The sequence below is a fragment of the Shimia fortis genome, assembly GCF_040225985.1.
GTDB lineage: Bacteria > Pseudomonadota > Alphaproteobacteria > Rhodobacterales > Rhodobacteraceae > Shimia.
In genome coordinates this window covers 191,695-214,502 of sequence record NZ_JBBPEU010000004.1, presented here as the reverse complement: position 1 = coordinate 214,502, position 22,808 = coordinate 191,695, and the positions used below count along the sequence as shown (strand labels likewise).

The window sequence follows — 22,808 nt, the reverse complement described above, 5'->3', positions numbered from 1 at the left end:
AAACCTGTAGCATTTCCCCCGAAACCTTCACGTTTGCGCGATCTCTGTGTGCGAAGCCCGCGCGCCCCCTACCGTAGGTGGCACCACAAACAGGGAGCAATACACATGTCCATTTCTTCGCCGCGCCTGAACCGCCGATCCATCCTGATGGGGGCCGCCGCCCTTCCGCTGGCTTCGTTGCTAGCCGCGCCCGCCCGCGCCGGAGCCGAGATGATGGGGGTCGGCGCGACCCGCTTCAACCGGATGAAACTCGGCGCGTTCGAGGTTACCACACTCTTGGTCGGCACCCGCACCGTGGAAGGCCCGCAGAACATCTTCGGCATGAACGTGTCCGAGGAAGCGTTCGCCAGCGCATCGGCCTCGGCCAACATCCCGACCGACAAGGCGCAGTTCTTCTTCACGCCCACGGTCGTAAACACCGGTTCGGAACTCGTCCTGTTCGACACCGGCCTCAACCCCGAGGGCATCACCGCCGCGCTCGAGGCAGCGGGCTATAGCGCCGACCAGATTGATACCGTCGTGATCACCCACATGCATGGCGACCACATCGGCGGGGTTGCCGGTGAAAACGGCGTGACCTTTGCCAATGCGCGCCATGTCACGGGCGCGGTCGAATTCGACGCCTGGAGCAAGACCGACGGCAACAAGGCGTTCGAGGCCAAGATCCGCCCCAATGCCGAACGGTTCGACATGATCGACGACGGCGCCTCGGTCGCGTCCGGCATCACCGCCATGGGGGCCTTTGGACATACACCGGGCCACATGACCTATCGCATCGAAAGCGAAGGCCAGCAGCTGCACCTCTGTGCCGATTTCGCGAACCACTATGTCTGGTCGCTGGCCTATCCCGACTGGGAAGTAAAGTTCGACATGGACAAAGCCGCGGCCGCCGCGACCCGCCGCAAGATGCTTGACATGATGGCCGCCGACAAGGTGCCTTTTGTCGGCTATCACATGCCGTGGCCGGCGGTCGGATATGTCGAGACAAAAGGCGACGGATACCATTATGTTCCGGCATCATACCAACTGATGCTGTAACAAAACGAGGCGCAATGCGCGATATCCTGACGATTACCCTGAACCCGGCGGTGGATTTCTCCACCGCCGCTTCTTTTGTGTCCGCCGGCCCCAAACTGCGCTGCGCACGCCCGCGCACCGATCCCGGCGGGGGCGGCATCAACGTGTCCCGCGCAATCCGGATTCTCGGGGGCGACAGCCGTTGTTTCGTAGCTCTGGCCGGACATACGGGCGACCGGCTGCTCGACATGCTGCTGGACGAAGGCATCCAGTGCCTGACCTTCAAGGGGCCGGGGGAAACCCGTCAGAGCCTTGCCGTCACCGACCAGAGCACCGGCGCGCAATACCGGTTTGTCTTGCCCGGGCCCGACTGGGCCCAGCACGAAGCCGACGCCATGCTGACACGTGTCTCGGACCTTTTGCACCCCGGCGGAATTGTTGTGCTCAGCGGCAGCCTGCCGCCGGGCATCCCCGAGGATTTTCTCGCTGACCTATGTGAAGCGGTCGACCGCAGCGGCGGCCAGTTGCTGGCCGATCTCTCTGGCGCGCCGCTGGTGCGCTTGGCCAATGACCCGAGCGTGACCACCCATATCCTGCGCATGGACCAGCACGAGGCCGAAACCCTGAACGGCGCACCTCTGCCCACCCGTGCGGACACAGCCGTTTTCGCCCGCGCCCTCGCCCGCCGCAATGCCGCGCATCTTGTGATCATTGCGCGCGGGGCCGAAGGATCGGTTCTGGCCAGCGCCGAGGCAACCTTGCACGTCGCCCCGGCAAAGGTACCTGTGCAGAGCAAAGTCGGCGCCGGCGACAGTTTTGTCGGGGCGTTTTCACTGGCACTGGCACAAGATGCCCCCCTGCCCTACGCCATGCAGCGCGGCACGGCAGCCGCCGCTGCGGCCGTGATGACCGAAGCCACGGAACTCTGTCGTGCGGAAGATGTCGACCGGCTGACACCTGGCTGCCAGATCACCCATCTTACAGGGTCTTTCGACTGACCCCCTTGCTTTTTCTTGGGCAAAATACCTCGGGGGTTTGGGGGCAGCGCCCCCATCCGCGCCAAAGGCGCGGCCGCGCCCCTCAGCTTTCGTCGCGGAACCGGTTCACGATCGGGTAACGCCGGTCCAGCCAGAAGGCCTTTTTCGACAGGCGCGCGCCGGGGGCGGACTGGAACCGCTTGTATTCACTTATATATAGCAGGTGCTCGACCCGTTTCACCGTGGCGCGGTCATACCCGTCGGCGACACAATCAGCCACCGATTTTTCTTCGTCCACCAGCCTCGTGAGGATCGCGTCCAACACATCATAGGGCGGCAGCGAATCCTCGTCTTTCTGGTCAGGGCGCAGTTCGGCGGACGGGGGTTTGTCGATGATCGACACGGGGATAACCTCGCCCTCGGGACCTTTCATCCAGTCGCGTTTTGTACAATTCCGCCAGCGCGAGGTTTCGAATACGCGCGTTTTGTACATGTCCTTGATCGGATTGTACCCCCCGGCCATGTCGCCATAGATCGTGGCATAGCCCACCGCGACCTCGGACTTGTTGCCGGTCGTCAAAAGCATCTCGCCGAATTTGTTGGACAGCGCCATCAGCAACAGCCCGCGCAGGCGGGACTGGATGTTTTCTTCGGTCAGACCGGGTTCGGTGCCTTCGAACAGCGGGGCCAGCGTATTGGTGATCGCAGCACGCCCCTCGGCGATCGGCACGAAATCATAGCGGCAGCCCAGACGTTCAGCGATATCCTTGGCGTCGTCCAGCGACCCCTGCGAGGTATATTCCGAGGGCAACATCACGCAACGCACGTTTTCGGCGCCAAGAGCGTCGACGGCAATCGTGGCCACCAGCGCCGAGTCGATCCCACCCGACAGGCCCAGCAACACCTTCTGGAACCCCGATTTGCACATGTAATCGCGCAGCGCCTCGACACAGACGCGGTAATCCTGTTCTTCGCCCGCAGGCAACAGCGCCTTGTCCCCAGGCAGCGCGCGCCAGCCCTCGGGCGTGCGTTCAAAATCCACATGCACGGTCATCTCGTCAAAGACCGGCAATTGCACGGCCAGCTCTCCACCGGGGTTCAGCACGAAAGACCCGCCGTCAAACACCTGATCGTCCTGCCCGCCAACCATGTTCAGATAGACCAGCGGCAGACCTGTTTCGATCACGCGGGCAACCATGTGATTCATGCGACGGTCGAACTTGTCCCGGTAATAGGGCGAACCATTTGGCACCACGAGGATTTCTGCACCGCTTTCTTCCATGGTCTCGGCCACGTCTTCGAACCATGCATCCTCGCAGATGGGTGACCCGACGCGCACACCATGCACGTCGTAAGGCCCGCCAAGCGGCCCCTGGTCGAACAGACGTTTTTCGTCGAACACGGTATAGTTCGGCAGGTGGTGTTTGCGCTGGCGGTGCACGATCTTGCCATCGCGGCAGATGAAATAGGCGTTGTAGAGCGCGCCATCCTCGGCAAGCGGTCCACCAATGGCCAGCGCAGGCCCATCAGCGCAGTCTTCGGCCAGCTTGGCGATCTCGGCCATCGCTGCCCGTTGGAACGCGGGTTTCAGGATCAGATCCTGGGCGTTGTATCCAGTGATGAACATTTCCGGCAGCGCCACGAGATCGGCCCCCGCCTCTTTGCCTTGCGCCCACGCGGCGCGGGCTTTGGCCGCATTGCCTGCAAGGTCGCCCATTGTCGGGTTGGCCTGGGCCATTGTCAGCCGGAATCTGTCGGACATCATGCGCTCCTGTGGCGTTTCACGGTGAAGATTTAGCAGAACGCGCCGCGAGGAAAAGTCCAAACCCTCAAAAGACGTTGCCCCGAACGATCTGCTGATTTAGGTTTCTCCCCAAGGCTGTAAGCCGGCATGGGATGGACCCTCGGGGGCAAGACGAATGAGCAACAAACAGGCATTCAGGATCGCGGCGATTGCGCTGCTGCTTGGAACGGCAACGATGGCGACCGCCCAGGACGGGGAAATCCTGACCAAGCAGTATGATGATGGCGGCGTTTATGAAGGGACCTTCAAGGGCGGCCTCCAGCACGGAATCGGCACTTATCGCCTGCCCAACGGGTATGAATATGTCGGTGAATGGGTCGATGGCGAAATCCGCGGCGACGGACAGGCCCGTTTTCCCAACGGATCGATCTATGAGGGCCAGTTCGCCAAGGGCAAACCCGAAGGCATCGGCAAGATCACCTTTACCGATGGCGGCACGTATGAGGGCGAATGGAAAGACGGCAAGATCAATGGCACGGGCGTTGCGATCTATGCCAACGGGGTGCGCTACGAGGGCGGATTCCTGAACGCCATGCACCACGGCAAGGGCGTCATGACCAGCCCGAACGGCTATGTCTATGAAGGCGACTGGGTCAATGGCGTCAAGGAAGGCATGGGGCGCATCACCTATGCCGACGGAGCGATTTACAACGGCCAGATCGTCGGCGGGGAACGCGAAGGCGAAGGCAAGCTGACCATGCCCGACGGTCTGATTTACGAGGGCCTGTGGCAAGCGGGCCAGATTGAAGGCACCGGGGTGCTGACCCAGCCAAACGGCGACGTCTACGAAGGCGAACTGGTGGCCGGACAACGTGAAGGCACCGGCAAGGTCACCTATGCCAATGGCGATGTCTATATCGGCACGTTCAAGGCCGACAAACGCCACGGCGAGGGCACCTTTACCGGCGCAGACGGCTATACCTATGTCGGAAGCTGGGTGAACGGGCATATCGAAGGCGAAGGCCGTGTCACCTATCCGGACGGGTCGATCTATGTCGGCCAGTTCCGCAAGGACCTTGCCGACGGGATCGGCAAGATCACCTATCCCGACGGGTCGTCTTATGAAGGCGGCTGGAAAAACGGCGTGATCGAGGGCGAAGGCACTGCGACCTATGCCAACGGACTGGTCTATACCGGCGAATTCAAGGATGCCCGCAACCACGGCAAGGGTGTCATGACCTATGCCGATGGATACCGGTACGAGGGCGATTGGCAGGATGGCCAGCGTCACGGAATGGGCAAGGCAACCTATCCCGACGGCACGACCTATGAAGGCCAGTTCGCCAACGGCCAGCGCGACGGGATCGGGGAAATACGCATGCCCGACGGGTTCAAATATGCTGGCGAATGGTCCAAGGGCGAAATCAGCGGCATGGGTGTGGCCACCTATGCCAATGGCGATGTCTATGAGGGCATGTTCAAGGCCGGCAAACGCCAGGGCGAAGGCACGATGCGCTATGCCACGGGCGAAGAGGCCACCGGCGACTGGGAAGACGGATCGCTGAAAACCGACGGCTGAACCTGGCGACAGGTCCATGGAACAGGCGGGGTTTGCCCCGCCTTTTTTCATGCCCTTATCCGCCCCGAGAATTTCCCGAAAAGGGGTTTTCATTTACCAAGGGGCATGTATAAATCCGCCCCATGATGACCAAGGCCCATATCGCAGCACCCGCACAGCGCACCCGCGCTGCGACGCCTGTTGCGATTCTGGCCGACCTTCTTCTCCTAGCCCGCCTCTGAGCGTGCCAGCCTTGGCGCGACCGCTCAGAGGATTGCCGCTTCGCGCCCAAGCCGCCGCAAGGCCTTCAGGAGAGATAAGAGAGACTTCCAAATGACCGATACCGCACACCAAGACCGCGTCTTGATTTTTGACACGACCCTGCGCGATGGCGAACAGTCGCCCGGCGCAACCATGACCCATGACGAAAAGCTCGAGATTGCAGAAATGCTGGACGAGATGGGCGTCGACATCATCGAGGCAGGGTTTCCAATTGCGTCCGAAGGCGATTTCGCCGCAGTGTCCGAGATCGCCAAGCGTTCAAAGAACAGCCGCATCTGCGGTCTGGCTCGCGCCAATTTCGCCGATATCGACCGTTGCTGGGAGGCCGTGAAACACGCCGAACAGAACCGCATTCACACCTTTATCGGCACTTCGCCGCTGCACCGCGCCATCCCGAACCTGACCATGGACGAAATGGCCGACAAGATTCATGAAACGGTCAGCCATGCACGCAATCTTTGCGAAAACGTGCAGTGGTCACCGATGGACGCAACGCGGACCGAGTGGGATTACCTGTGCCGCGTGATCGAGATCGCCATCAAGGCCGGTGCCACCACGATCAACATCCCCGACACCGTGGGCTATACCGCGCCCGAAGAGAGTGCCAACCTGATCAAGCGCCTGATCGAAACCGTGCCCGGCGCGGACGAGGTGATCTTTGCCACCCATTGCCACAACGATCTGGGCATGGCGACGGCCAACGCGCTGGCCGCGGTCGCGGGCGGTGCGCGTCAGATCGAATGCACGATCAACGGCCTTGGTGAACGCGCGGGCAACACCGCGCTGGAAGAAGTCGTGATGGCAATGAAAACCCGACACGACATCATGCCTTGGACCACCGGCATCGACACCACCAAGATCATGGCCATCTCGCGCCGGGTCTCGACTGTTTCGGGCTTTATCGTGCAGCCGAACAAGGCCATCGTCGGCAAGAACGCCTTTGCCCATGAGAGCGGCATCCACCAGGACGGCATGCTCAAGAACCGCGAGAATTTCGAGATCATGCGCCCCGAGGATATCGGTCTGGCCGGCACCTCGCTGCCCTTGGGCAAACACTCGGGCCGGGCCGCGCTCCGCGACAAGCTGGAACATCTGGGCTTTGAAGTGGGCGACAACCAGCTGAAAGATGTCTTTGTGCGGTTCAAGGACCTTGCCGACCGCAAGAAAGAGGTGCTGGACGATGACCTGATCGCGCTTATGCGTGTGGGTGGCGACGATGCCAATGACGCGCTGAAACTGGTTTCGATGAAGGTGATCTGTGGCACCGGTGGTCAGGCCGAGTCGACCGTGGAAATGGAAATCGAAGGCAAGGACATCTCGGCCACCGCCTATGGCGACGGGCCGGTGGACGCCACCTTCAAGGCGATCCGCGAGTTGCACCCAAACAAGGCGCGCCTGCAACTGTATCAGGTACATGCCGTGACCGAAGGCATGGACGCACAGGCCACGGTGTCGGTGCGGGTCGAGGAAGATGGCGTCGTCGTGACCGGGCAATCGGCGGATACTGATACGGTGGTCTCGTCGGCCAAGGCCTATATTAACGCGCTGAACCGCTTGCTGGTGCGCCGCGCCAAGCTTGGCGAAGGGGTTGACGCGAAAGAGATTTCCTATCGCGATATCACCTGATCCCAAGGGAACAGTGACCGGAAGGGCCCCGTGTACGGGGCCCTTTTTCGTGAAAAGGCCCGGTTTGGAACCGCCAAAAGGACGCTTTGGTCTTTCACTTTTCCGAGAGGATACCTGCCCTAACGTCAATTGCCCGGCGTCACCTCGGGAAAACCTGCATAAAACATTGAAAAATGAATATTTTCTCTTTCGGATATTTTGACTTTCCTATTCGACGCCGCCCTTGATTGAAATCCGGTTCGGACGCAGACTGAACTGGCGGGCCAAAAGAACATCGTCCCGCACTTCAGGGAGAGATTGAAGGAATACGGCAATGATAAATTTTGCAAGACGCGCGGCGGCGGCCGCGACGCTATCCATAGGGATGATGACATCCTCTGTGGCGATGGCGGCAGATACGCCGAACTTTTTGATTATCTGGGGCGATGACATCGGTTACTGGAATGTCAGCGCCTATAACCAAGGCATGATGGGGTATGAAACCCCCAATATCGACCGCATCGCCAAGGAAGGCATGTTGTTCACCCACGGCTATGGCGAACAGTCCTGTACAGCAGGGCGTGCCTCGTTCGTGACGGGGCAATCGGGTTTCCGCACCGGCCTGTTGAAGGTGGGCCTGCCGGGCGCCAAGGAAGGGCTGTCCGAGAAAGACCCGACCATCGCCGAGTTCATGAAGTCCAAAGGATACGTGACCGGCCAGTATGGCAAGAACCATCTGGGCGATCTGGATGAACACCTGCCAACCAACCATGGCTTTGACGAATTTTTCGGCAACCTCTATCACCTCAATGCCGAGGAAGAGCCCGAGAACGAAGATTACCCCAAGAACCCTGAATTCCGCGAGAATTTTGGCCCGCGTGGCGTGATCAAATCCTCGGCTGACGGATCGGTTGAAGACACCGGTCCGCTGACCCGCAAGCGCATGGAAACCATTGACGAGGAAGTCACCGCAGGTGCGCTTGACTTCATGGAGCGTGCGGTCGAACAGGATAAGCCCTTCTTCCTGTGGTACAACACCACGCGGATGCACATCTTCACCCACCTCAAGGAAGAAAGCAAAGGCGTCACCGGTTTGGGCGTCTATCCCGACGGGATGGTTGAACATGACGGCATGGTCGGCCAGATGCTCGACAAACTGGACGAGTTGGGCATCGCCGACAACACGGTCGTGATGTATTCCACCGACAACGGCGCCGAGGTGTTCAGCTGGCCCGATGGCGGCACCACCCCGTTCCGTGGCGAAAAGAACGACAACTGGGAAGGCGGCTTCCGCGTGCCCATGATGATCAAGTGGCCGGGCGTCATCGAACCGGGCCGCAAGTCGAACCAGATCATCAGCCATCTCGACTGGTTCCCGACCTTCATGTCGGCCCTTGGCGAACCGGACATGAAAGAGCGCATGCTGACCGAAGCCCCGTTTGGTGAAGGGAACGAGCCTGTGCACCTCGACGGGTATGATTTCATGCCTTATTTCCGCGGGGAAACCGAGAAAGGGCCGCGTCGCGAGTTCCTGTATTTCTCGGATGGTGGCGACCTGATGAATTTGCGCTTTGACCAGTGGAAAGTGGTCTTTGCAGAACAGCGCGCCCACGGGTTCGACGTCTGGCAGGAACCGCTGACACCGCTGCGTCTGCCCAAGGTCATGAACCTTTACAGCGATCCATTCGAACGCGCCGAACATGAATCTATCGGCTACTCGCAATGGCGTCTGGAACGGGCCTATCTTCTGGTGCCGGCGCAGGCCTTCGTGGCGCAGTTCCTTGAAACCTTCAAGGATTACCCGCCACGCCAGAAACCGGCGAGCTTCTCGATCGACCAGGTTCTGCAAACCCTGCAAACCAATCAGGGCGGCTGATTTTCCATCATCTGACTCTTCAACGGGCGCCCATTGGAGGCGCCCGTTTTCATTTGGAAACCACCGCGCGCATCCCTTTAAGACCACCTTTTCGCAGCCGAAGGGGGGCGGGGTGCAAACAATCTGCGCAACATGGCGGATTCACGCTGATTTGCCCCTATGCGGGGCTTTCACAACGCGCGTCCCGTCCCTATAAGAAGATCGCCCGCAACTCGGCAGAGTCGCGGGTTTATTCTGATATTCTGCGGGAACTGAAATCACATGCTGGGAAATCTGGGCGGCCTGTTCACCTCTGACATGGCAATCGACCTCGGAACGGCGAACACGCTGGTCTATGTCAAGGGCAAGGGCGTTATCCTGTCCGAACCCTCGGTCGTCGCCTATCACGTCAAGGACGGCGTGAAAAAGGTTCTGGCCGTGGGCGAGGACGCCAAGCTGATGCTGGGCCGGACACCGGGCTCGATCGAGGCGATTCGCCCCATGCGTGACGGCGTGATTGCCGATTTCGACACCGCCGAGGAAATGATCAAGCACTTCATCCGCAAAGTGCACAAACGGTCGACCTTCTCGAAACCCAAGATCATCGTCTGCGTGCCGCATGGCGCGACCCCGGTTGAAAAGCGCGCGATCCGCCAGTCCGTGCTGTCGGCAGGCGCACGCCGCGCTGGGCTGATTGCAGAGCCGATCGCGGCCGCCATCGGGGCCGGCATGCCGATCACCGACCCGACCGGCAACATGGTTGTCGATATCGGTGGCGGCACCACCGAAGTGGCGGTTCTGTCGCTGGGCGACATCGTCTATGCGCGTTCGGTGCGTGTGGGCGGGGACCGCATGGACGAGGCGATCATCAACTACCTGCGCCGCAACCAGAACCTTCTGGTCGGGGAATCTACAGCCGAACGCATCAAGACCCAGATCGGAACCGCCCGCATGCCCGATGACGGGCGCGGCACCTCGATGCAGATCCGCGGCCGTGACCTGTTGAATGGCGTGCCCAAAGAAACCGAGATCAGCCAGGCCCAGGTGGCAGAGGCGCTGGCCGAACCCGTACAGCAGATCTGTGAAGCGGTCATGACCGCGCTGGAAGCCACCCCGCCCGATCTGGCCGCCGATATCGTTGACCGGGGCGTGATGTTGACCGGCGGCGGCGCGCTGCTGGGCGATCTGGACCTTGCGCTGCGTGAACAGACAGGTCTGGCCGTGTCGATCGCCGATGAGTCGCTGAACTGTGTGGCCATGGGCACCGGCAAGGCGCTGGAATACGAAAAACAGCTGCGTCACGCCATCGACTATGACAGCTAAACCCGTGATTGGCGCGGGCAAATCGCCCGTGCTAGGGTTGCCGTATCATTCCTGACCAGGGGGCACTGTGGCCAAGGATCGGACACAAGGCGAAGATTATATCGGCCCGCTGAAACGCCTTCTGCTGGCCGTTCTTCTGTTGTGTCTGTTGGGAATTTTCCTGTTGTGGCGGATCGACAGCCCGCGCGTCGAACGGTTCCGCGCACAGGTGGTGGACGCGGTGGTGCCCTCGTTTGACTGGACAATGACGCCCGTCACGGCCACGGTGGGCCTGTTCCGCGATTTTCAAAGCTATCAGCGGATGCGCGAGCAAAACGCCGAACTGCGCCGCGAGCTGCAGCAGATGAAAGCGTGGAAAGAGGCCGCCTTGCAGCTTGAGCAAGAAAACGCGCGCCTCTTGGACCTCAACAACGTGCGCCTTGATCCGCGCCTGACCTATGTCACCGGCGTTGTGCTGGCTGACAGCGGATCACCGTTCCGCCAGTCGGTGTTGCTGAATATCGGCGAACGCGACGGGATCGTGGATGGCTGGGCGGCGATGGACGGGATCGGTCTTGTCGGGCGGATTTCCGGCGTGGGCAAATCCACCAGCCGCGTGATCCTTCTGTCGGACAGTTCAAGCCGCATTCCGGCGCTGATCCAGCCCTCGGGCCAGACCGCGCTGATCGTGGGCGACAATACGGTTGCCCCCTATATCGATTTTCTTGAGAACCCCGACAAGGTGCGCCCCGGCGACCGGGTGGTCAGTTCGGGTGACGGCGGCGTCTTTCCCAGCGGCCTGCTGATCGGACAAGTGGCCACCGACCCCGGCGGTCGTCTGCGGGTACGTCTGGCGGCCGATTATGAACGACTGGAATTCCTGCGGGTTCTGCGGGATCACGGACAGGACCGCCCCGACACACCCGGCGGAATCGTGCGCCCCTCGACACTGTTGCCGGACGAGACTGATCTGATCGGCCCGATGCCCGAAGAGGCCCAGGATGGGTAGCGTCGGGACAGGCCGGAAATGGCGGATGCGGGTGATGTACTGCCTGTTGGCGCTGGTCATTCTTTATCTGCAACTCTTGCCGTTGAACCATGTGCCCCGCGGATGGGCCGGGCCAGACTGGCTGGTGGTGTTGACTGTGACATGGGCCATCCGGCGACCCGAATTCGTACCGGTTCTGGCCGTGGCGGGCGTGACCCTTTTGGCCGATTTCATCCTGATGCGCCCCCCCGGCCTGATGGCGGCGATCATGGTTGTGGCCCGCCAGATGATGAAACGCCAGTCACAGGGGCTGCGCGACGGCACCTTTGCGAACGAATGGCTGACGGCCAGCGCCGCCTTCCTCGGGATTGCCTTGCTGAACCGTTTGTTTCTCGCGGTCTTTCTGGTCGATCAACCGCCGCTGGGGCTGAACCTGATGCAAGCCTTCGCCAATATCCTTTTGTTTCCCGCCGTAGTGTTCCTGTCGCAGTTGCTGTTGGGCCTGCGCAAGCCCGGCCCAGGGGATGATGATACGCTGGCAGGTGCTACATGAGACGCGCCCCCTCGGATATCGCGGATACCCAGCGCAAGTTCACGCGCCGCGCCCTGTTGCTTGGGGGGGCGCAGGTCGGGTTCATGGCCCTGCTTGGGCTGCGGATGCGCCATCTTCAGGTGGAACAGGCCGACCAGTACCGCCTTTTGGCCGAGGAAAACCGGATCAATATCCGCCTGATCCCACCGGCGCGGGGTGAAATCTTTGACCGCAACGGCGTGCCGCTGGCCCGCAACGTGCAGTCCTATCGCATTTCGATTGTGCGCGAAGATGCGGGCGACATCGACGCGGCGCTGGCACGCCTGTCCACGCTGGTCGAACTGGACGAAGACGAAGTGAACCGCGCCGTGGCCGAGATGAAACGTTCAGCCCCTTTCCTGCCCGTGACCGTGGCCGACCGCGTGTCCTGGGAGGAAATGAGTCGCGTCGCCGTCAACAGCCCTGCCCTGCCCGGTATCACGCCCGAAGTGGGGCTTTCGCGGATCTACCCGCTGGCCGGGGATTTTGCCCATGTGGTCGGCTATGTGGGACCAGTCAGCGATTATGACCTGTCCAAGATCGAGAACCCCGACCAGTTGCTGCGCATTCCGCGGTTCCAGATCGGCAAGGTCGGTGTCGAAGCCAAACAGGAAGCCGAACTGCGCGGCAGTGCAGGCACAAAACGGGTCGAGGTGAACTCGGTCGGGCGTGTAATGCGCGAACTGGACCGCCGTGAAGGCGAGGCAGGCGAGGATCTGCAACTGACCATTGACCAGCGCCTGCAATCCTATACCCAACTGCGCCTTGGGGAAGAAAGCGCCGCAGCCGTAGTCATGGATTGCCGCAACGGTGACCTTCTGGCGGTGAATTCCTCGCCCACCTTCGACCCGAACCTGTTCGTGAACGGGATCTCGGTGTCCGACTACCGCGCGCTGACCGAAAACAAGTACCGCCCGCTTGCCGCCAAATCGATTCAAGGGGCCTATCCGCCGGGGTCCACCTTCAAGATGGTGACAGGGCTTGCCGCGCTTGAGGCCGGTCTTTTTGATGCCGAGGATACGGTCTGGTGCCCGGGACACCTTGAGGTATCAAACCGCCGCTTCCACTGCTGGAAACGAGGAGGTCACGGGCATGTGAATTTGGAAACTGCCCTGCGCGAAAGCTGTGACGTCTATTTCTATGAAATCGCGCTCGAGCTTGGGATCGACCGGATTTCGGCGATGGCTGACAAGCTGGGTCTGGGGCACAAGTTCGACCTGCCGCTCTCGGGGATCGCGCGCGGCCTGAACCCCACGAAAGAGTGGAAAAAACAGGTGCGCGGCGCAGACTGGGTGGTTGGCGATACGGTGAACGCCTCGATCGGGCAAGGCTTTGTGCTGGCCTCGCCCCTGCAACTGGCCGTGATGACGGCGCGGCTAGCCTCGGGGTTGGATCTTGTGCCGCGGCTGGTCAAGTCGGTCAACGGCATCGAACAGGGCGGCGCACCGGCCGAATCTTTGGGATTGAACGAAAACAACCTGCGCCAGATCCGCAAGGCCATGTTCACCGTGTCGAACAACCGGCGCGGAACGGCCTATGGCAGCCGCATCATCGAAGACGCCTATCGCATGGCCGGCAAGACCGGCACCAGCCAAGTGCGCAACATTACTGCCGCCGAACGCGCGCAGGGCGTGTTCCGCAACGAGGACCTGCCATGGGAACGGCGCGACCACGCGCTTTTCGTGAATTTCGCGCCCTACGAAAACCCGGAAATCGCCGTGGCCGTCGTGGTCGAGCACGGCGGGGGCGGATCAACCGCCGCAGCGCCCATCGCGCGCGACATCACGTTGCAGGCCCTGTACCAAGGCGACCCGCCGCTGGCGGCCTATCCAACCAAAGATCGGCGCAAGATCGAAACCCAGCAGGAACGCATCCGCGCCATGATGCCCGACCGGCAGGGCAACCGGAACGGGGGACGCGCATGAGTTATCTTGAGTATTCCGTCAAATCCGCGCCAACCGGGCTGCGCAAGGTTCTCTATCTGAACTTTCCACTGTTGTTGTTGCTCGCGGCGATCTGCGGGGTCGGTTTCACCATGCTCTATTCGGTGGCGGGTGGATCGTTTTCGCCCTGGGCCGAACCCCAGATCAAGCGGTTCCTGCTGGGATTCGCGGTGATGATCGCAATTGCCATGGTGCCGATCTGGTTCTGGCGCAGCGTGTCCGGCGCAGCCTATCTCGGATCGCTGTTGTTGCTGGTTCTGGTCGAAATCATGGGCAGTGTCGGGATGGGCGCGCAGCGCTGGATCGACCTTGGCTTCATGCGACTTCAGCCCTCGGAACTCATGAAAATCACCCTGGTGATGGCGCTTGCAGCCTATTACGACTGGTTGCCCACAGAAAAAACTTCGCGTCCACTTTGGGTGCTTTTGCCGGTGGCGCTGATCCTGATTCCGACCGCGCTGGTCCTGCGCCAGCCCGACCTTGGCACATCGCTTTTGCTGATGATCGGCGGGGCGATGGTGATGTTCATGGCGGGTGTCCACTGGGCCTATTTTGCGGCGGTGGGCGGCATGGCGTCCGGCCTGGTCTTTGCCGTGTTCCAGTCGCGCGGCACCAGTTGGCAGTTGCTCAAGGACTACCAGTACCGCCGGATCGACACGTTTCTGGACCCATCAAGCGACCCGTTGGGCGCGGGCTATCACATCACCCAGTCCAAGATCGCGCTTGGCTCGGGCGGCTGGACGGGGCGCGGGTTCATGCAGGGCACACAATCGCGCCTGAACTTCCTGCCCGAAAAGCACACCGACTTCATTTTTACGACCCTGGCCGAAGAGTTCGGGTTTGTCGGGGGCATCTCGCTATTGGCGCTTTACGGGTTGGTGATCGTGTTCGGTCTGGGCGCAGCGGTCGTCAACAAAGACCGGTTCTCGTCGCTGATGACGTATGGCATCATTTCTACCTTCTTCCTGTTCTTTGCCGTGAACATGTCGATGGTCATGGGCATGGCCCCCGTGGTCGGTGTGCCGCTGCCGCTGGTGTCTTACGGCGGGTCGGCCATGCTTGTGCTGATGCTGGCTTTCGGCCTGATCCAGAGTGCTGCTGTACACCGCCCCCGATAAGACGCCGATCACAGGCCCTTGCACCCGTCCCTGTCTTGTGGCCTGACTGCGCAGGAACGCCCATCCCCGCCCCAAGAAGGAGCCAGACCATGATCAACGTGCTGTTTGCCGCCAAGGCAGAACGCTGGGACACTTACGAGGCGCCGCTGCGGGCCGCCTTTGCAGAGTTGGGCCTTGATGTGGACCTGCGCACGGAGTTTGCGCAGGAACAGGTGGATTATATCGTCTACGCCCCAAACAGCGACGTGCAGGATTTCACCCCCTACACCCGCTGCAAGGCGGTGCTGAACCTCTGGGCTGGGGTCGAGGCGGTGGTCGGAAACGACACCCTGACACAGCCGTTGGCGCGGATGGTTGATTACGGCCTGACCCAAGGCATGGTCGAATGGGTCACGGGGCACGTGCTGCGTCACCACCTTGGGATGGATTTGCATATCAAGGGGCAGGACGGCGTGTGGCGGGATTATGTGCCGCCGCTGGCCGAAGACCGGCGCGTGACCATCCTCGGGCTTGGGGCGTTGGGGATGGCCTGCGCCAAGGCTTTGCGTGGGCTGGGCTTTACCGTGACCGGTTGGAGCCGCACACCGAAAGAGGCCGACGGCATTACCTGCCTGCATGGAGCCGACGGGTTGGCCAAGGCGCTGGAACGGGCCGATATCCTTGTCCTGCTACTGCCCAATACGCCCGCAACCGAGAATACCGTCGATGCGGCCGCGCTGGCGCGAATGCCAAAAGGGGCTTTTATCGTCAATCCGGGTCGTGGCCCGTTGATCGACGATGATGCGCTGCTCGCGGCGCTGGACAGGGGACAGATCGCCCATGCGACGCTTGATGTGTTCCGGGTGGAACCGCTTCCGGCGGATCATCCTTATTGGGCGCATCCGGACGTGACGGTCACACCGCACATCGCCTCGGAAACGCGGCCCGAGTCAGCCTCGCGGGTGATTGCCGAGAATGTCCGACGCGGTGAGGCGGGCGAACCCTTCCTGCATCTCGTGGACCGGTCGGCGGGATACTAAACTTACCGGACGCGCGCCCGACCTAGCGCAGCTTGGGCGGTTTGTCCGGGTCGCTGCCAGGGGTTACGGGGATGTATTCGGACGGTTTCGCCGGTTCCGGCAGGTCGAACCGCAGCCCCACACGCGCCAGTTGGGCGGCTACCGGATCAGAGGCGGCAAAGAAACCCACATCCAGAGCTCCGGCCTCGATCCCGGAAAAGGTCAGTGCTTCGGACACGGCCTTGGCAAGCGCGCCCTGCGCATCGGGGATGGCATCGACAAACCCCAGCAAATGGCTGCGCGCGCCAGTGTCATAGGCAACGCCGACCAGATAGGCCATGCGCGCCAGCCCCACCGCTGTTGACAGCTTCTGATCCAATGCCGTGACCAGCGTTTCCGGCAAGCCCGCAGGTGCGGTGAATTCCTCGGGGCGGGCCTCAACCTGGTCGGGAGCATGGGTCAGGGTCTGCGACAGCCAGCTGACCGCCTCGGGCGGGATCAGGATCGAGGACGGAGCCACTTCGAGGTTCACCCCCAGCCCGATATTTTGCCCGTCCAGCATCGCGGCGATCACGCGCCCGGACAAGGCGGCATAGGGCGCAGGTTTGCCGACAAATTCGGCCAGCCGTTCCTCGGTGTCGAAGACCAGAACGAAGGAATGGTCTGACAGGTCAAACAGTTCCGGCGCAATCCGGTCGCCTTCGGCCTCTTTGCTAAGCAGCAGGAACAGTTCTGCATCCGCCAGCCGTTCATAGAACCGCAAACGCGCGGTATCATCGCCCGGCGCGGCCTCCATCGCGGCATGGCTGATATCGAGGGGGGTCGCACTATCCGTCATGAAAGGCACTCCTTGATGCGGCGTCTCAGGTCGGGCAGCAGATCCGCCTCGAACCATGGGTTTTTCTTCAACCATGCCGTATTGCGCCAGGACGGATGAGGCAAGGGAAAGAGATTGGGCGCATGGTCGCGCCAGCCCCGCACAGTGTCGGTCACCCCTGCCCCGTGCCCCAGATGCCATTTCTGGGCATATCCACCAACAAGCAGGGTCAGATCGACCTGCCCGAGTTGGCCCATCACCCGGTCGCGCCAGGTTGCGGCACAAATCTTGGGGGGCGGCAGGTCGCTGCCCTTGTTGTCATATCCCGGAAAACAAAAGGCCATCGGCAGGATCGCAATCCGCGACCGGTCATAGAACGTGTCACTGTCCACGCCCATCCAGTCGCGCAATCGGTCGCCCGAGGGGTCGGTGAAGGGGCGGCCGCTGTCATGTACGCGCGCGCCCGGGGCCTGACCCACGATCAGAAGGCGCGCGCCGGGCTTGAACCACACCACGGGGCGCGGGCGATGCGCTGTGGCGGTGGCGGCAAACCGGTCGGCGCACAGCCGACAGGCGCGAATGTCCTGTTCAAGCGTCATGCCCGCACAGTGGGCCAATCCGGTGCCAAGGGAAAGGTGCGCTTTATTTCGACAAGTTTCGAAATAAAACTTGTGCACGCTTTTTATTTCTATATTTCTAGAAATATGAAATATGATTCGACAGACGATATCTCTCTCACTCTCGCCGCCACAGCCTTTGCAGCGCTGGGGTCAGAGCAGCGGCTGTCCGTGCTGCGCACGTTGGTGCGCGCCGGGCACGAGGGCCTGAGCATCGGGGAACTGGGGCAGCGCACGGGCGTGACCGGATCAACCCTGACCCATCATATGAAAGTGCTCGCCCAGGCTGGGCTTGTCACACAAAGCAAACAGGGGCGTTCGATCATCTGTGCTGCCGTGGCCTATGACGAAGTGCGCGCCCTGTCGGAATTCCTGCTCAAGGAATGCTGCGCGGATTGCGCCACCCCCGGAAAGGACCATGACCATGGCTGATACCACACAATCTCCGTCGCCTTTTGGCGCGCTCTGGTCCCGGATCGACAAGGCGTGGCTGGCGCTGGTGCTGATCCTGGTCGCGGTGGCCCTTCTGGACCCGCCGCAATTGGCACCCACAGTGGTTTTCGGGTCCAAGGCTCTTTTGTCGACCGCGCCATTCATCCTGTTTGCCATTTTTGCCATTGGGTATCTCAAGGCAACTGGGGCCGAAAACCTGTTGGCCAAAGCATTTGTTGGGCGTGAAACGCGGATGATCCTGTTCGCCGCGCTTTTGGGTGGGCTGTCGCCCTTCTGTTCCTGCGAGGTCATTCCCTTCATCGCGGCCCTTCTGGCCGTCGGGGCGCCGCTTTCGGCAGTTATGGCCTTTTGGCTGGCCTCGCCCCTGATGGACCCGGCAATGTTCGCGATCACCTCGGGCACGCTGGGCTTTGATTTTGCGGTGGCTAAAACGCTGTCGGCGGTGGGGCTTGGCCTTTTGGGCGGGTTCCTGACAATGGCCTTTGCCAAATCGCCGGTCTTTGTCGATCCGTTGCGGGAAAAGCCGCAGGTTGGCGGGTGCTGTGGCGTCAAGCAGCCTTTCTCGGGCAAGCCGAAATGGGCCTTTTGGCAAGACGCTGACCGTCGCGTCATGTTCCGCGATGCGATTGTTGAAAATGGCGCGTTTCTTCTGAAATGGCTGACACTGGCTTATGTGATCGAGGCGCTGATGATCCATTACATCCCCGCCGACATGATCGCAGGCGTTCTGGGGGGCGACGGGGTGGGCACCATCCTGCTGGGGGCCCTTGTCGGCGCGCCTGCCTATCTGAACGGCTATGCGGCGGTGCCGCTGGTGGATGCGCTGTTGGAACAGGGCATGTCGAACGGAGCGGCGATGAGTTTCGTTCTGGCCGGCGGCGTGAGCTGCATCCCCGCAGCCATCGCGGTCTGGGCGCTGGTCAAGCCGCGCGTCTTTGCGGCCTATCTCGGATTTGCCATGCTGGGGGCCGTGCTGGCCGGTATGTCTTGGCAGGTTGTGGCCTAACACGAACCCACTCACGGTCCGTTCTTTGCACGGCACACATTCAGGAGGCGCGATATGTCGCGCCCCCTCTTTCGTTGCCCGGTTTCCTTTTTTCCGCTAGGCCTAAGAAAAAACGCGCCAACGGGAGGGGCACGACGGGATGTATCGCGTCTGGAATTTTCTGACGAACTACTCGCTATTGCTCATCCTTGGGGCGCTGATCGCCTTGGTCTGGGCCAATACCGATTACGAAAGTTATCACAACTTTGTTGAGTTCAAGATCTGGGACCATGCCCCGATCGGCCATTATCACCATGGCCACCGGACGCTGACGTTGCACTATTTGGTCAATGACCTGTTGATGGCCTTTTTCTTTGCCATCGCTGCCAAAGAAGTGTGGGAGGCCGTGATTCTCAAGAACGGATCCTTGCGCGGGTCCAAGGCAGCTACGCCCCTGTTTGCAACGGCGGGCGGCATGTTTGGTCCGATCGGGATCTACCTTGGACTGGCGATGCTGCTGGGGTCCGATACCTATGACGCGGTTGCGAATGGCTGGGCCATCCCCACGGCGACCGATATCGCGTTTTCCTATCTGGTCGGGCGGCTTGTCTTTGGGGCCGGGCACCCGGCGGTGCGCTTCCTGCTGTTGCTGGCCATTGCCGATGATGCCGCGGGTCTGATCATTCTGGCGATCTTTTATCCGTCCGGAGAATTGGCCCCCGAATGGCTGTTGGTGTCCTTTGGGGCCTGTTTCGCGATTTTCCTGCTGTTCAACTGGCTGCCGCGCCGTCTGGACCGGCACAACCAGGCGCGCCCCAACTCGACATGGGTACGCAAGAACCTGCATTTCCTGCCCTATCTCGTCGGGGGCGCGATCAGCTGGTACGCTTTCATGCGTTCGGGCCTGCATCCGGCGCTGGGATTGTTGCCGATTGTCCCCGCCATCCCACATGCCGACCGAGGCTTCGGGGTCTTTTCCGAGGCGGAAACACACCTGCATGACCTGCTAAACGTGATTGAACATGCGCTGAAACATCCGGTTGAAATTGTGCTGTTCTTCTTTGGTCTATGCAATGCCGGGGTCCAGATGTCGGCTATTGGTGACGCGACATGGCTGGTGCTGGCGGGGCTTCTTGTGGGCAAACCCGTGGGCATCCTGATTTTCGGCTGGCTGGCGGCGGTGCCATTGCGGCTGGGTATTCCCGAGGGGATGCGGATTGTGGATCTTGTGGTGATCGGCTGTGTCGCAGCCATCGGGTTCACCGTATCGCTGTTCGTGGCCTCGGTCGCGTTTGACGCAGGTCCGGTGCAGGATGCCGCCAAGATGGGCGCACTGTTCTCGTTTGCGGCGGCAGGGGTGTCCATCCTGGCCGGCAAGGTGTTCAAGGTCGAAAAACGCCAGCTCTGACCCCACATCTGGCGTCCCATCGCACAACGCAGAGGCGTAGCAACACCGCGCAATACACCCGAATTCGCGGAAACCCGCGCAATTGCGTCGGTTTTTTTACCACCTGTCGCCAAATTCTCGCCGCAAGGCGTTGCTATCAAGGGGGTCAATCCGACATATTACGCCCAAAGGCGCCACACAGAGCGTTAAGAAAACTCCTGTAACAGGGAGGGGCAGAGCAGAGCCGGAGCGAACGATGCTCGAATTTGATAATGTCAGCAAGTCCTTCTGGACGGGCACCCAACACAAGGTGATCCTTGATCGCGTCTCGTTCCGCGTGGACTGGGGCAATTCGCTTGGCATTCTGGCCCCGAACGGGACCGGCAAAACGACCCTGATCAACATGATCGCCGGACTTGAGAAGCCCGACGAGGGCGAGATCAGACGCAATTGCCGGATCAGCTTTCCTCTGGGTTTTATGGGGGGCGTGGTCAACCGGCACAATGCCGTGGATAACAGCCGCTTTATCGCGCGCCTGTATGGTCTGGATCCTGATTATGTCGAGGCGTTCTGCCGCTGGCTGTGCAATCTGGGCGAGTATTTCGAACAACCGCTGGGCACCTATTCCTCGGGAATGCGGGCACGGTTCACCTTTGCGCTGATGCTGGCGCTCGACTTTGACATGTACCTGATCGACGAAGGCATGCCCGCGTCGACCGATGTCGAATTCAACAAGAAAGCGGGCGCCATCCTGAAAGAACGCCTGCGCACCACGACGATCATCATCGTGTCCCACAAACCCGATGTGCTTGAAAAGTTCGCCCGTTCCGCCGCGGTGTTGCTGAACGGGCAATTGTATATGTTTGACACCTTGGAAGAGGCAAAGCAGCTCTATGACTACCAAACCCAAGGCTAAGAAGTTCCGTATCCGCCGCAGCCCCCAGGCCGGGGCCGCGCAGGGCGAGGTTCGCCCTGCCGCCAATGCAGGCGGCGCGCTGCCTGATCACCGCTTCACGGGCGAAGCTGCGGCTTCTGCCGCGGCCAGCCAACCGGCACAACCAGCACAACCAACGCCGCAACAACCGCGCCAACCCCAACAGGCCGCCGCCCCGACACCGCCGCAGCCTGCGCAAAGCGCTGCCATGTCCCCAGAACAGGAAATCGACGCGATCAAGCGCGAGGGGTTGACCGGGCGCCAGTTGCGCATGGCCCGCCGTGTGGCCCAGAAAAACGGGCTGGCGGCCACCTCGGACTATGACGCGGTGCGCCTGTTGCGCGCCAACGGGATTGATCCTTTCCAGCGCACCAACATGCTTGAACTGGTCAACATGGATCAATCCGGTGCGGGTCAACAGGGCGCGCAGGGGCGCGTACAGCTGCCCCAGACCATGCCAATGGGTAAGGAAAACCTGCCCTCGACCGAAATGGCGTCACCCATGGAAAGCCGCGCGCGCGAAATCGCCGACATCCAGCGCGACATCGCCCGCCGCCGCCGCCGCAAACTGCTGCTGCTCTTTACGCGCCTGTCGGTCTTCGTGTTTCTGCCGACGCTGCTGACGGGGTGGTATTTCTATGTGATCGCCACGCCGATGTATTCCACCAAGTCGGAGTTCCTGATCCTGCAGGCCGATACGGCTACTGCGGGGGGGTTCAGCTCGCTCTTGTCCGGCACACAGTTCGCCACCAACCAAGACTCAATTGCGACACAGTCTTACCTGCAATCCAAGGACGCCATGGTTCGGCTGGATCAGGACGAGAATTTCAAGGGCGTCTTTGCAGACCAGACCATCGACCCGATTCAGCGCCTGCCAGAAAACCCGTCGAACGAAGAAGCCTACAAGGTCTACAAGAAAAACGTCAAACTTGGCTATGACCCGACCGAGGGCGTGATCCGCATGGAAGTGGTCGCCCCCGATCCCGAAGTGGCAGCGCGTTTCTCCAGCAAGCTGATTTCCTATGCGGAAGACCGGGTCGACGACCTGTCACAGCGCAAGCGCGAAGACCAGCTGCGCGATGCCCGCAAGAGCCTTGAAGAAGCGCGCGAGGAACGCCGCGATGCCCAACGCCGTCTGGTTGAAATGCAGGAAGGGTCCATCATAGACCCGGAAGGCGTGATCGCCAGCCTGCGCTCGCAGATCAACAATGTGCAGATCCAATTGCAGGAAAAGGAATTGCAACTGGCCGCACTTGAGGACAACCCGCGCCCAAACAAGGCCCGCGTCGAAGGCGTCAGGGGCGATATCCGACGCCTGAACGCCTATCTTGAAGGGCTGGAAGACCGGATGACCGACGCCACTGCCGGCGATTCTTCGCTGGCCCAGAAGACTGCGCAGATCCAGATGGCACAGGCCGACCTTGCCACGGCTGACATGATGATGCAGACATCGCTGCAGACATTGAAACAGACCGAGCTGGAAGCAAATCGACAAGTGCGTTACCTGACCATCAGCGTCGAGCCCGTCGCCTCAGAGGACCCGAGTTATCCACGGGCCTTCGAGAACACGGTTCTGGCCTTCCTGATCTTCTCGGGTATCTATCTGATGATTTCGCTAACGGCCTCGATCCTTCGTGAACAGGTATCTTCGTAGACA

At 61.1% G+C, this 22,808-nt stretch carries 19 protein-coding genes; 16 read left to right on the top strand and 3 right to left on the bottom strand.

Annotated elements, in window-relative coordinates:
- The first annotated feature begins 105 nt into the window (after positions 1-105).
- Positions 106-1,038, top strand: coding sequence for an MBL fold metallo-hydrolase (locus WNE31_RS08980; RefSeq protein ID WP_349979403.1), 933 nt, complete (start codon positions 106-108; stop codon positions 1,036-1,038).
- A 14-nt stretch (positions 1,039-1,052) separates the two neighbouring features.
- The gene (locus WNE31_RS08975) at positions 1,053-2,015 is read left to right on the top strand and encodes a 1-phosphofructokinase family hexose kinase (RefSeq protein ID WP_349979401.1); all 963 of its coding nucleotides are present in this window, start codon (positions 1,053-1,055) and stop codon (positions 2,013-2,015) included.
- Between the two features lie 82 nt (positions 2,016-2,097).
- On the opposite strand, the gene WNE31_RS08970 is transcribed toward WNE31_RS08975, so the two are convergent.
- A complete protein-coding gene (locus WNE31_RS08970) occupies positions 2,098-3,756 on the bottom strand; it encodes an NAD+ synthase (RefSeq protein ID WP_349979400.1) in 1,659 nt (552 codons plus the stop codon).
- A gap of 217 nt (positions 3,757-3,973) precedes the next feature.
- On the opposite strand from WNE31_RS08970, the gene WNE31_RS08965 reads away from it, so the two are divergent.
- The 9 genes from WNE31_RS08965 (at position 3,974) to WNE31_RS08925 (ending at position 15,979) form a co-directional block, all read left to right on the top strand.
- Positions 3,974-5,317 (top strand): MORN repeat-containing protein, encoded by a 1,344-nt coding sequence (locus WNE31_RS08965; protein ID WP_349979464.1) that lies wholly within the window; start codon positions 3,974-3,976, stop codon positions 5,315-5,317.
- A gap of 312 nt (positions 5,318-5,629) precedes the next feature.
- Positions 5,630-7,204 carry a 2-isopropylmalate synthase gene (locus WNE31_RS08960; protein ID WP_349979399.1) on the top strand — a complete coding sequence of 525 codons (1,575 nt, stop codon included), beginning with the start codon at positions 5,630-5,632 and terminating at the stop codon, positions 7,202-7,204.
- A 313-nt stretch (positions 7,205-7,517) separates the two neighbouring features.
- On the top strand, positions 7,518-9,059 hold the full coding sequence (locus tag WNE31_RS08955) for an arylsulfatase (RefSeq protein ID WP_349979398.1): 1,542 nt from the start codon (positions 7,518-7,520) through the stop codon (positions 9,057-9,059).
- 261 nt (positions 9,060-9,320) lie between these two features.
- The gene (locus WNE31_RS08950) at positions 9,321-10,361 is read left to right on the top strand and encodes a rod shape-determining protein (RefSeq protein ID WP_349979397.1); all 1,041 of its coding nucleotides are present in this window, start codon (positions 9,321-9,323) and stop codon (positions 10,359-10,361) included.
- A 67-nt stretch (positions 10,362-10,428) separates the two neighbouring features.
- Positions 10,429-11,349 carry a rod shape-determining protein MreC gene (gene mreC / locus WNE31_RS08945; protein ID WP_349979396.1) on the top strand — a complete coding sequence of 307 codons (921 nt, stop codon included), beginning with the start codon at positions 10,429-10,431 and terminating at the stop codon, positions 11,347-11,349.
- Positions 11,342-11,881 (top strand): rod shape-determining protein MreD, encoded by a 540-nt coding sequence (locus WNE31_RS08940; RefSeq protein ID WP_349979395.1) that lies wholly within the window; start codon positions 11,342-11,344, stop codon positions 11,879-11,881. Before mreC ends, WNE31_RS08940 begins: the two co-directional genes overlap by 8 nt.
- Positions 11,878-13,824: a penicillin-binding protein 2 gene (gene mrdA / locus WNE31_RS08935; RefSeq protein WP_349979394.1), complete on the top strand. Its 1,947-nt coding sequence runs from the start codon at positions 11,878-11,880 to the stop codon at positions 13,822-13,824. Before WNE31_RS08940 ends, mrdA begins: the two co-directional genes overlap by 4 nt.
- Entirely contained in the window at positions 13,821-14,960 is a 1,140-nt protein-coding gene (gene rodA / locus WNE31_RS08930; RefSeq protein WP_349979393.1) for a rod shape-determining protein RodA, read from the top strand. Before mrdA ends, rodA begins: the two co-directional genes overlap by 4 nt.
- Before the next feature lie 89 nt (positions 14,961-15,049).
- Complete coding sequence (locus WNE31_RS08925) at positions 15,050-15,979, top strand: 2-hydroxyacid dehydrogenase (RefSeq protein ID WP_349979392.1); 930 nt, start codon at positions 15,050-15,052, stop codon at positions 15,977-15,979.
- A 22-nt stretch (positions 15,980-16,001) separates the two neighbouring features.
- On the opposite strand, the gene WNE31_RS08920 is transcribed toward WNE31_RS08925, so the two are convergent.
- Together WNE31_RS08920 and WNE31_RS08915 are read right to left on the bottom strand one after the other, a co-directional pair.
- The gene (locus WNE31_RS08920; protein WP_349979391.1) at positions 16,002-16,796 is read right to left on the bottom strand and encodes an SseB family protein; all 795 of its coding nucleotides are present in this window, start codon (positions 16,794-16,796) and stop codon (positions 16,002-16,004) included.
- Positions 16,793-17,374 carry a uracil-DNA glycosylase family protein gene (locus WNE31_RS08915; protein WP_349979390.1) on the bottom strand — a complete coding sequence of 194 codons (582 nt, stop codon included), beginning with the start codon at positions 17,372-17,374 and terminating at the stop codon, positions 16,793-16,795. Before WNE31_RS08915 ends, WNE31_RS08920 begins: the two co-directional genes overlap by 4 nt.
- 105 nt (positions 17,375-17,479) lie before the next feature.
- Between WNE31_RS08915 and WNE31_RS08910 the strand changes: the two genes are divergently transcribed.
- The 5 genes from WNE31_RS08910 to WNE31_RS08890 all read left to right on the top strand — a co-directional run bounded on the left by WNE31_RS08910 (position 17,480) and on the right by WNE31_RS08890 (position 22,805).
- A complete protein-coding gene (locus WNE31_RS08910; RefSeq protein WP_349979389.1) occupies positions 17,480-17,824 on the top strand; it encodes an ArsR/SmtB family transcription factor in 345 nt (114 codons plus the stop codon).
- Positions 17,817-18,851, top strand: coding sequence for a permease (locus WNE31_RS08905; protein ID WP_349979388.1), 1,035 nt, complete (start codon positions 17,817-17,819; stop codon positions 18,849-18,851). Before WNE31_RS08910 ends, WNE31_RS08905 begins: the two co-directional genes overlap by 8 nt.
- Positions 18,852-18,990: 139 nt before the next feature.
- A complete protein-coding gene (locus WNE31_RS08900) occupies positions 18,991-20,238 on the top strand; it encodes a Na+/H+ antiporter NhaA (protein WP_349979387.1) in 1,248 nt (415 codons plus the stop codon).
- 235 nt (positions 20,239-20,473) lie between these two features.
- Complete coding sequence (locus WNE31_RS08895; protein WP_349979386.1) at positions 20,474-21,133, top strand: ABC transporter ATP-binding protein; 660 nt, start codon at positions 20,474-20,476, stop codon at positions 21,131-21,133.
- The gene (locus WNE31_RS08890) at positions 21,111-22,805 is read left to right on the top strand and encodes a KpsE/RkpR family capsule polysaccharide export protein (protein ID WP_349979385.1); all 1,695 of its coding nucleotides are present in this window, start codon (positions 21,111-21,113) and stop codon (positions 22,803-22,805) included. The genes WNE31_RS08895 and WNE31_RS08890 overlap by 23 nt, the downstream gene beginning before the upstream one ends.
- The last annotated feature ends 3 nt before the right edge of the window (positions 22,806-22,808 follow it).

What these genes read in the sequence shown, in the direction of transcription:
- WNE31_RS08970 (WP_349979400.1), bottom strand. Translation starts at nt 3,756, where the DNA reads ATGTCCGACAGATTCCGGCTGACAATGGCCCAGGCCAACCCGACAATG.
- rodA (WP_349979393.1), top strand. Translation starts at nt 13,821, where the DNA reads ATGAGTTATCTTGAGTATTCCGTCAAATCCGCGCCAACCGGGCTGCGC.
- WNE31_RS08895 (WP_349979386.1), top strand. Translation starts at nt 20,474, where the DNA reads ATGCTCGAATTTGATAATGTCAGCAAGTCCTTCTGGACGGGCACCCAA.
- WNE31_RS08960 (WP_349979399.1), top strand. Translation starts at nt 5,630, where the DNA reads ATGACCGATACCGCACACCAAGACCGCGTCTTGATTTTTGACACGACC.
- WNE31_RS08910 (WP_349979389.1), top strand. Translation starts at nt 17,480, where the DNA reads ATGAAATATGATTCGACAGACGATATCTCTCTCACTCTCGCCGCCACA.
- mrdA (WP_349979394.1), top strand. Translation starts at nt 11,878, where the DNA reads ATGAGACGCGCCCCCTCGGATATCGCGGATACCCAGCGCAAGTTCACG.
- WNE31_RS08980 (WP_349979403.1), top strand. Translation starts at nt 106, where the DNA reads ATGTCCATTTCTTCGCCGCGCCTGAACCGCCGATCCATCCTGATGGGG.
- WNE31_RS08900 (WP_349979387.1), top strand. Translation starts at nt 18,991, where the DNA reads ATGTATCGCGTCTGGAATTTTCTGACGAACTACTCGCTATTGCTCATC.
- WNE31_RS08965 (WP_349979464.1), top strand. Translation starts at nt 3,974, where the DNA reads ATGGCGACCGCCCAGGACGGGGAAATCCTGACCAAGCAGTATGATGAT.
- WNE31_RS08905 (WP_349979388.1), top strand. Translation starts at nt 17,817, where the DNA reads ATGGCTGATACCACACAATCTCCGTCGCCTTTTGGCGCGCTCTGGTCC.
- WNE31_RS08890 (WP_349979385.1), top strand. Translation starts at nt 21,111, where the DNA reads ATGACTACCAAACCCAAGGCTAAGAAGTTCCGTATCCGCCGCAGCCCC.
- WNE31_RS08975 (WP_349979401.1), top strand. Translation starts at nt 1,053, where the DNA reads ATGCGCGATATCCTGACGATTACCCTGAACCCGGCGGTGGATTTCTCC.
- WNE31_RS08915 (WP_349979390.1), bottom strand. Translation starts at nt 17,374, where the DNA reads ATGACGCTTGAACAGGACATTCGCGCCTGTCGGCTGTGCGCCGACCGG.
- WNE31_RS08920 (WP_349979391.1), bottom strand. Translation starts at nt 16,796, where the DNA reads ATGACGGATAGTGCGACCCCCCTCGATATCAGCCATGCCGCGATGGAG.
- WNE31_RS08950 (WP_349979397.1), top strand. Translation starts at nt 9,321, where the DNA reads ATGCTGGGAAATCTGGGCGGCCTGTTCACCTCTGACATGGCAATCGAC.
- WNE31_RS08955 (WP_349979398.1), top strand. Translation starts at nt 7,518, where the DNA reads ATGATAAATTTTGCAAGACGCGCGGCGGCGGCCGCGACGCTATCCATA.
- WNE31_RS08925 (WP_349979392.1), top strand. Translation starts at nt 15,050, where the DNA reads ATGATCAACGTGCTGTTTGCCGCCAAGGCAGAACGCTGGGACACTTAC.
- WNE31_RS08940 (WP_349979395.1), top strand. Translation starts at nt 11,342, where the DNA reads ATGGGTAGCGTCGGGACAGGCCGGAAATGGCGGATGCGGGTGATGTAC.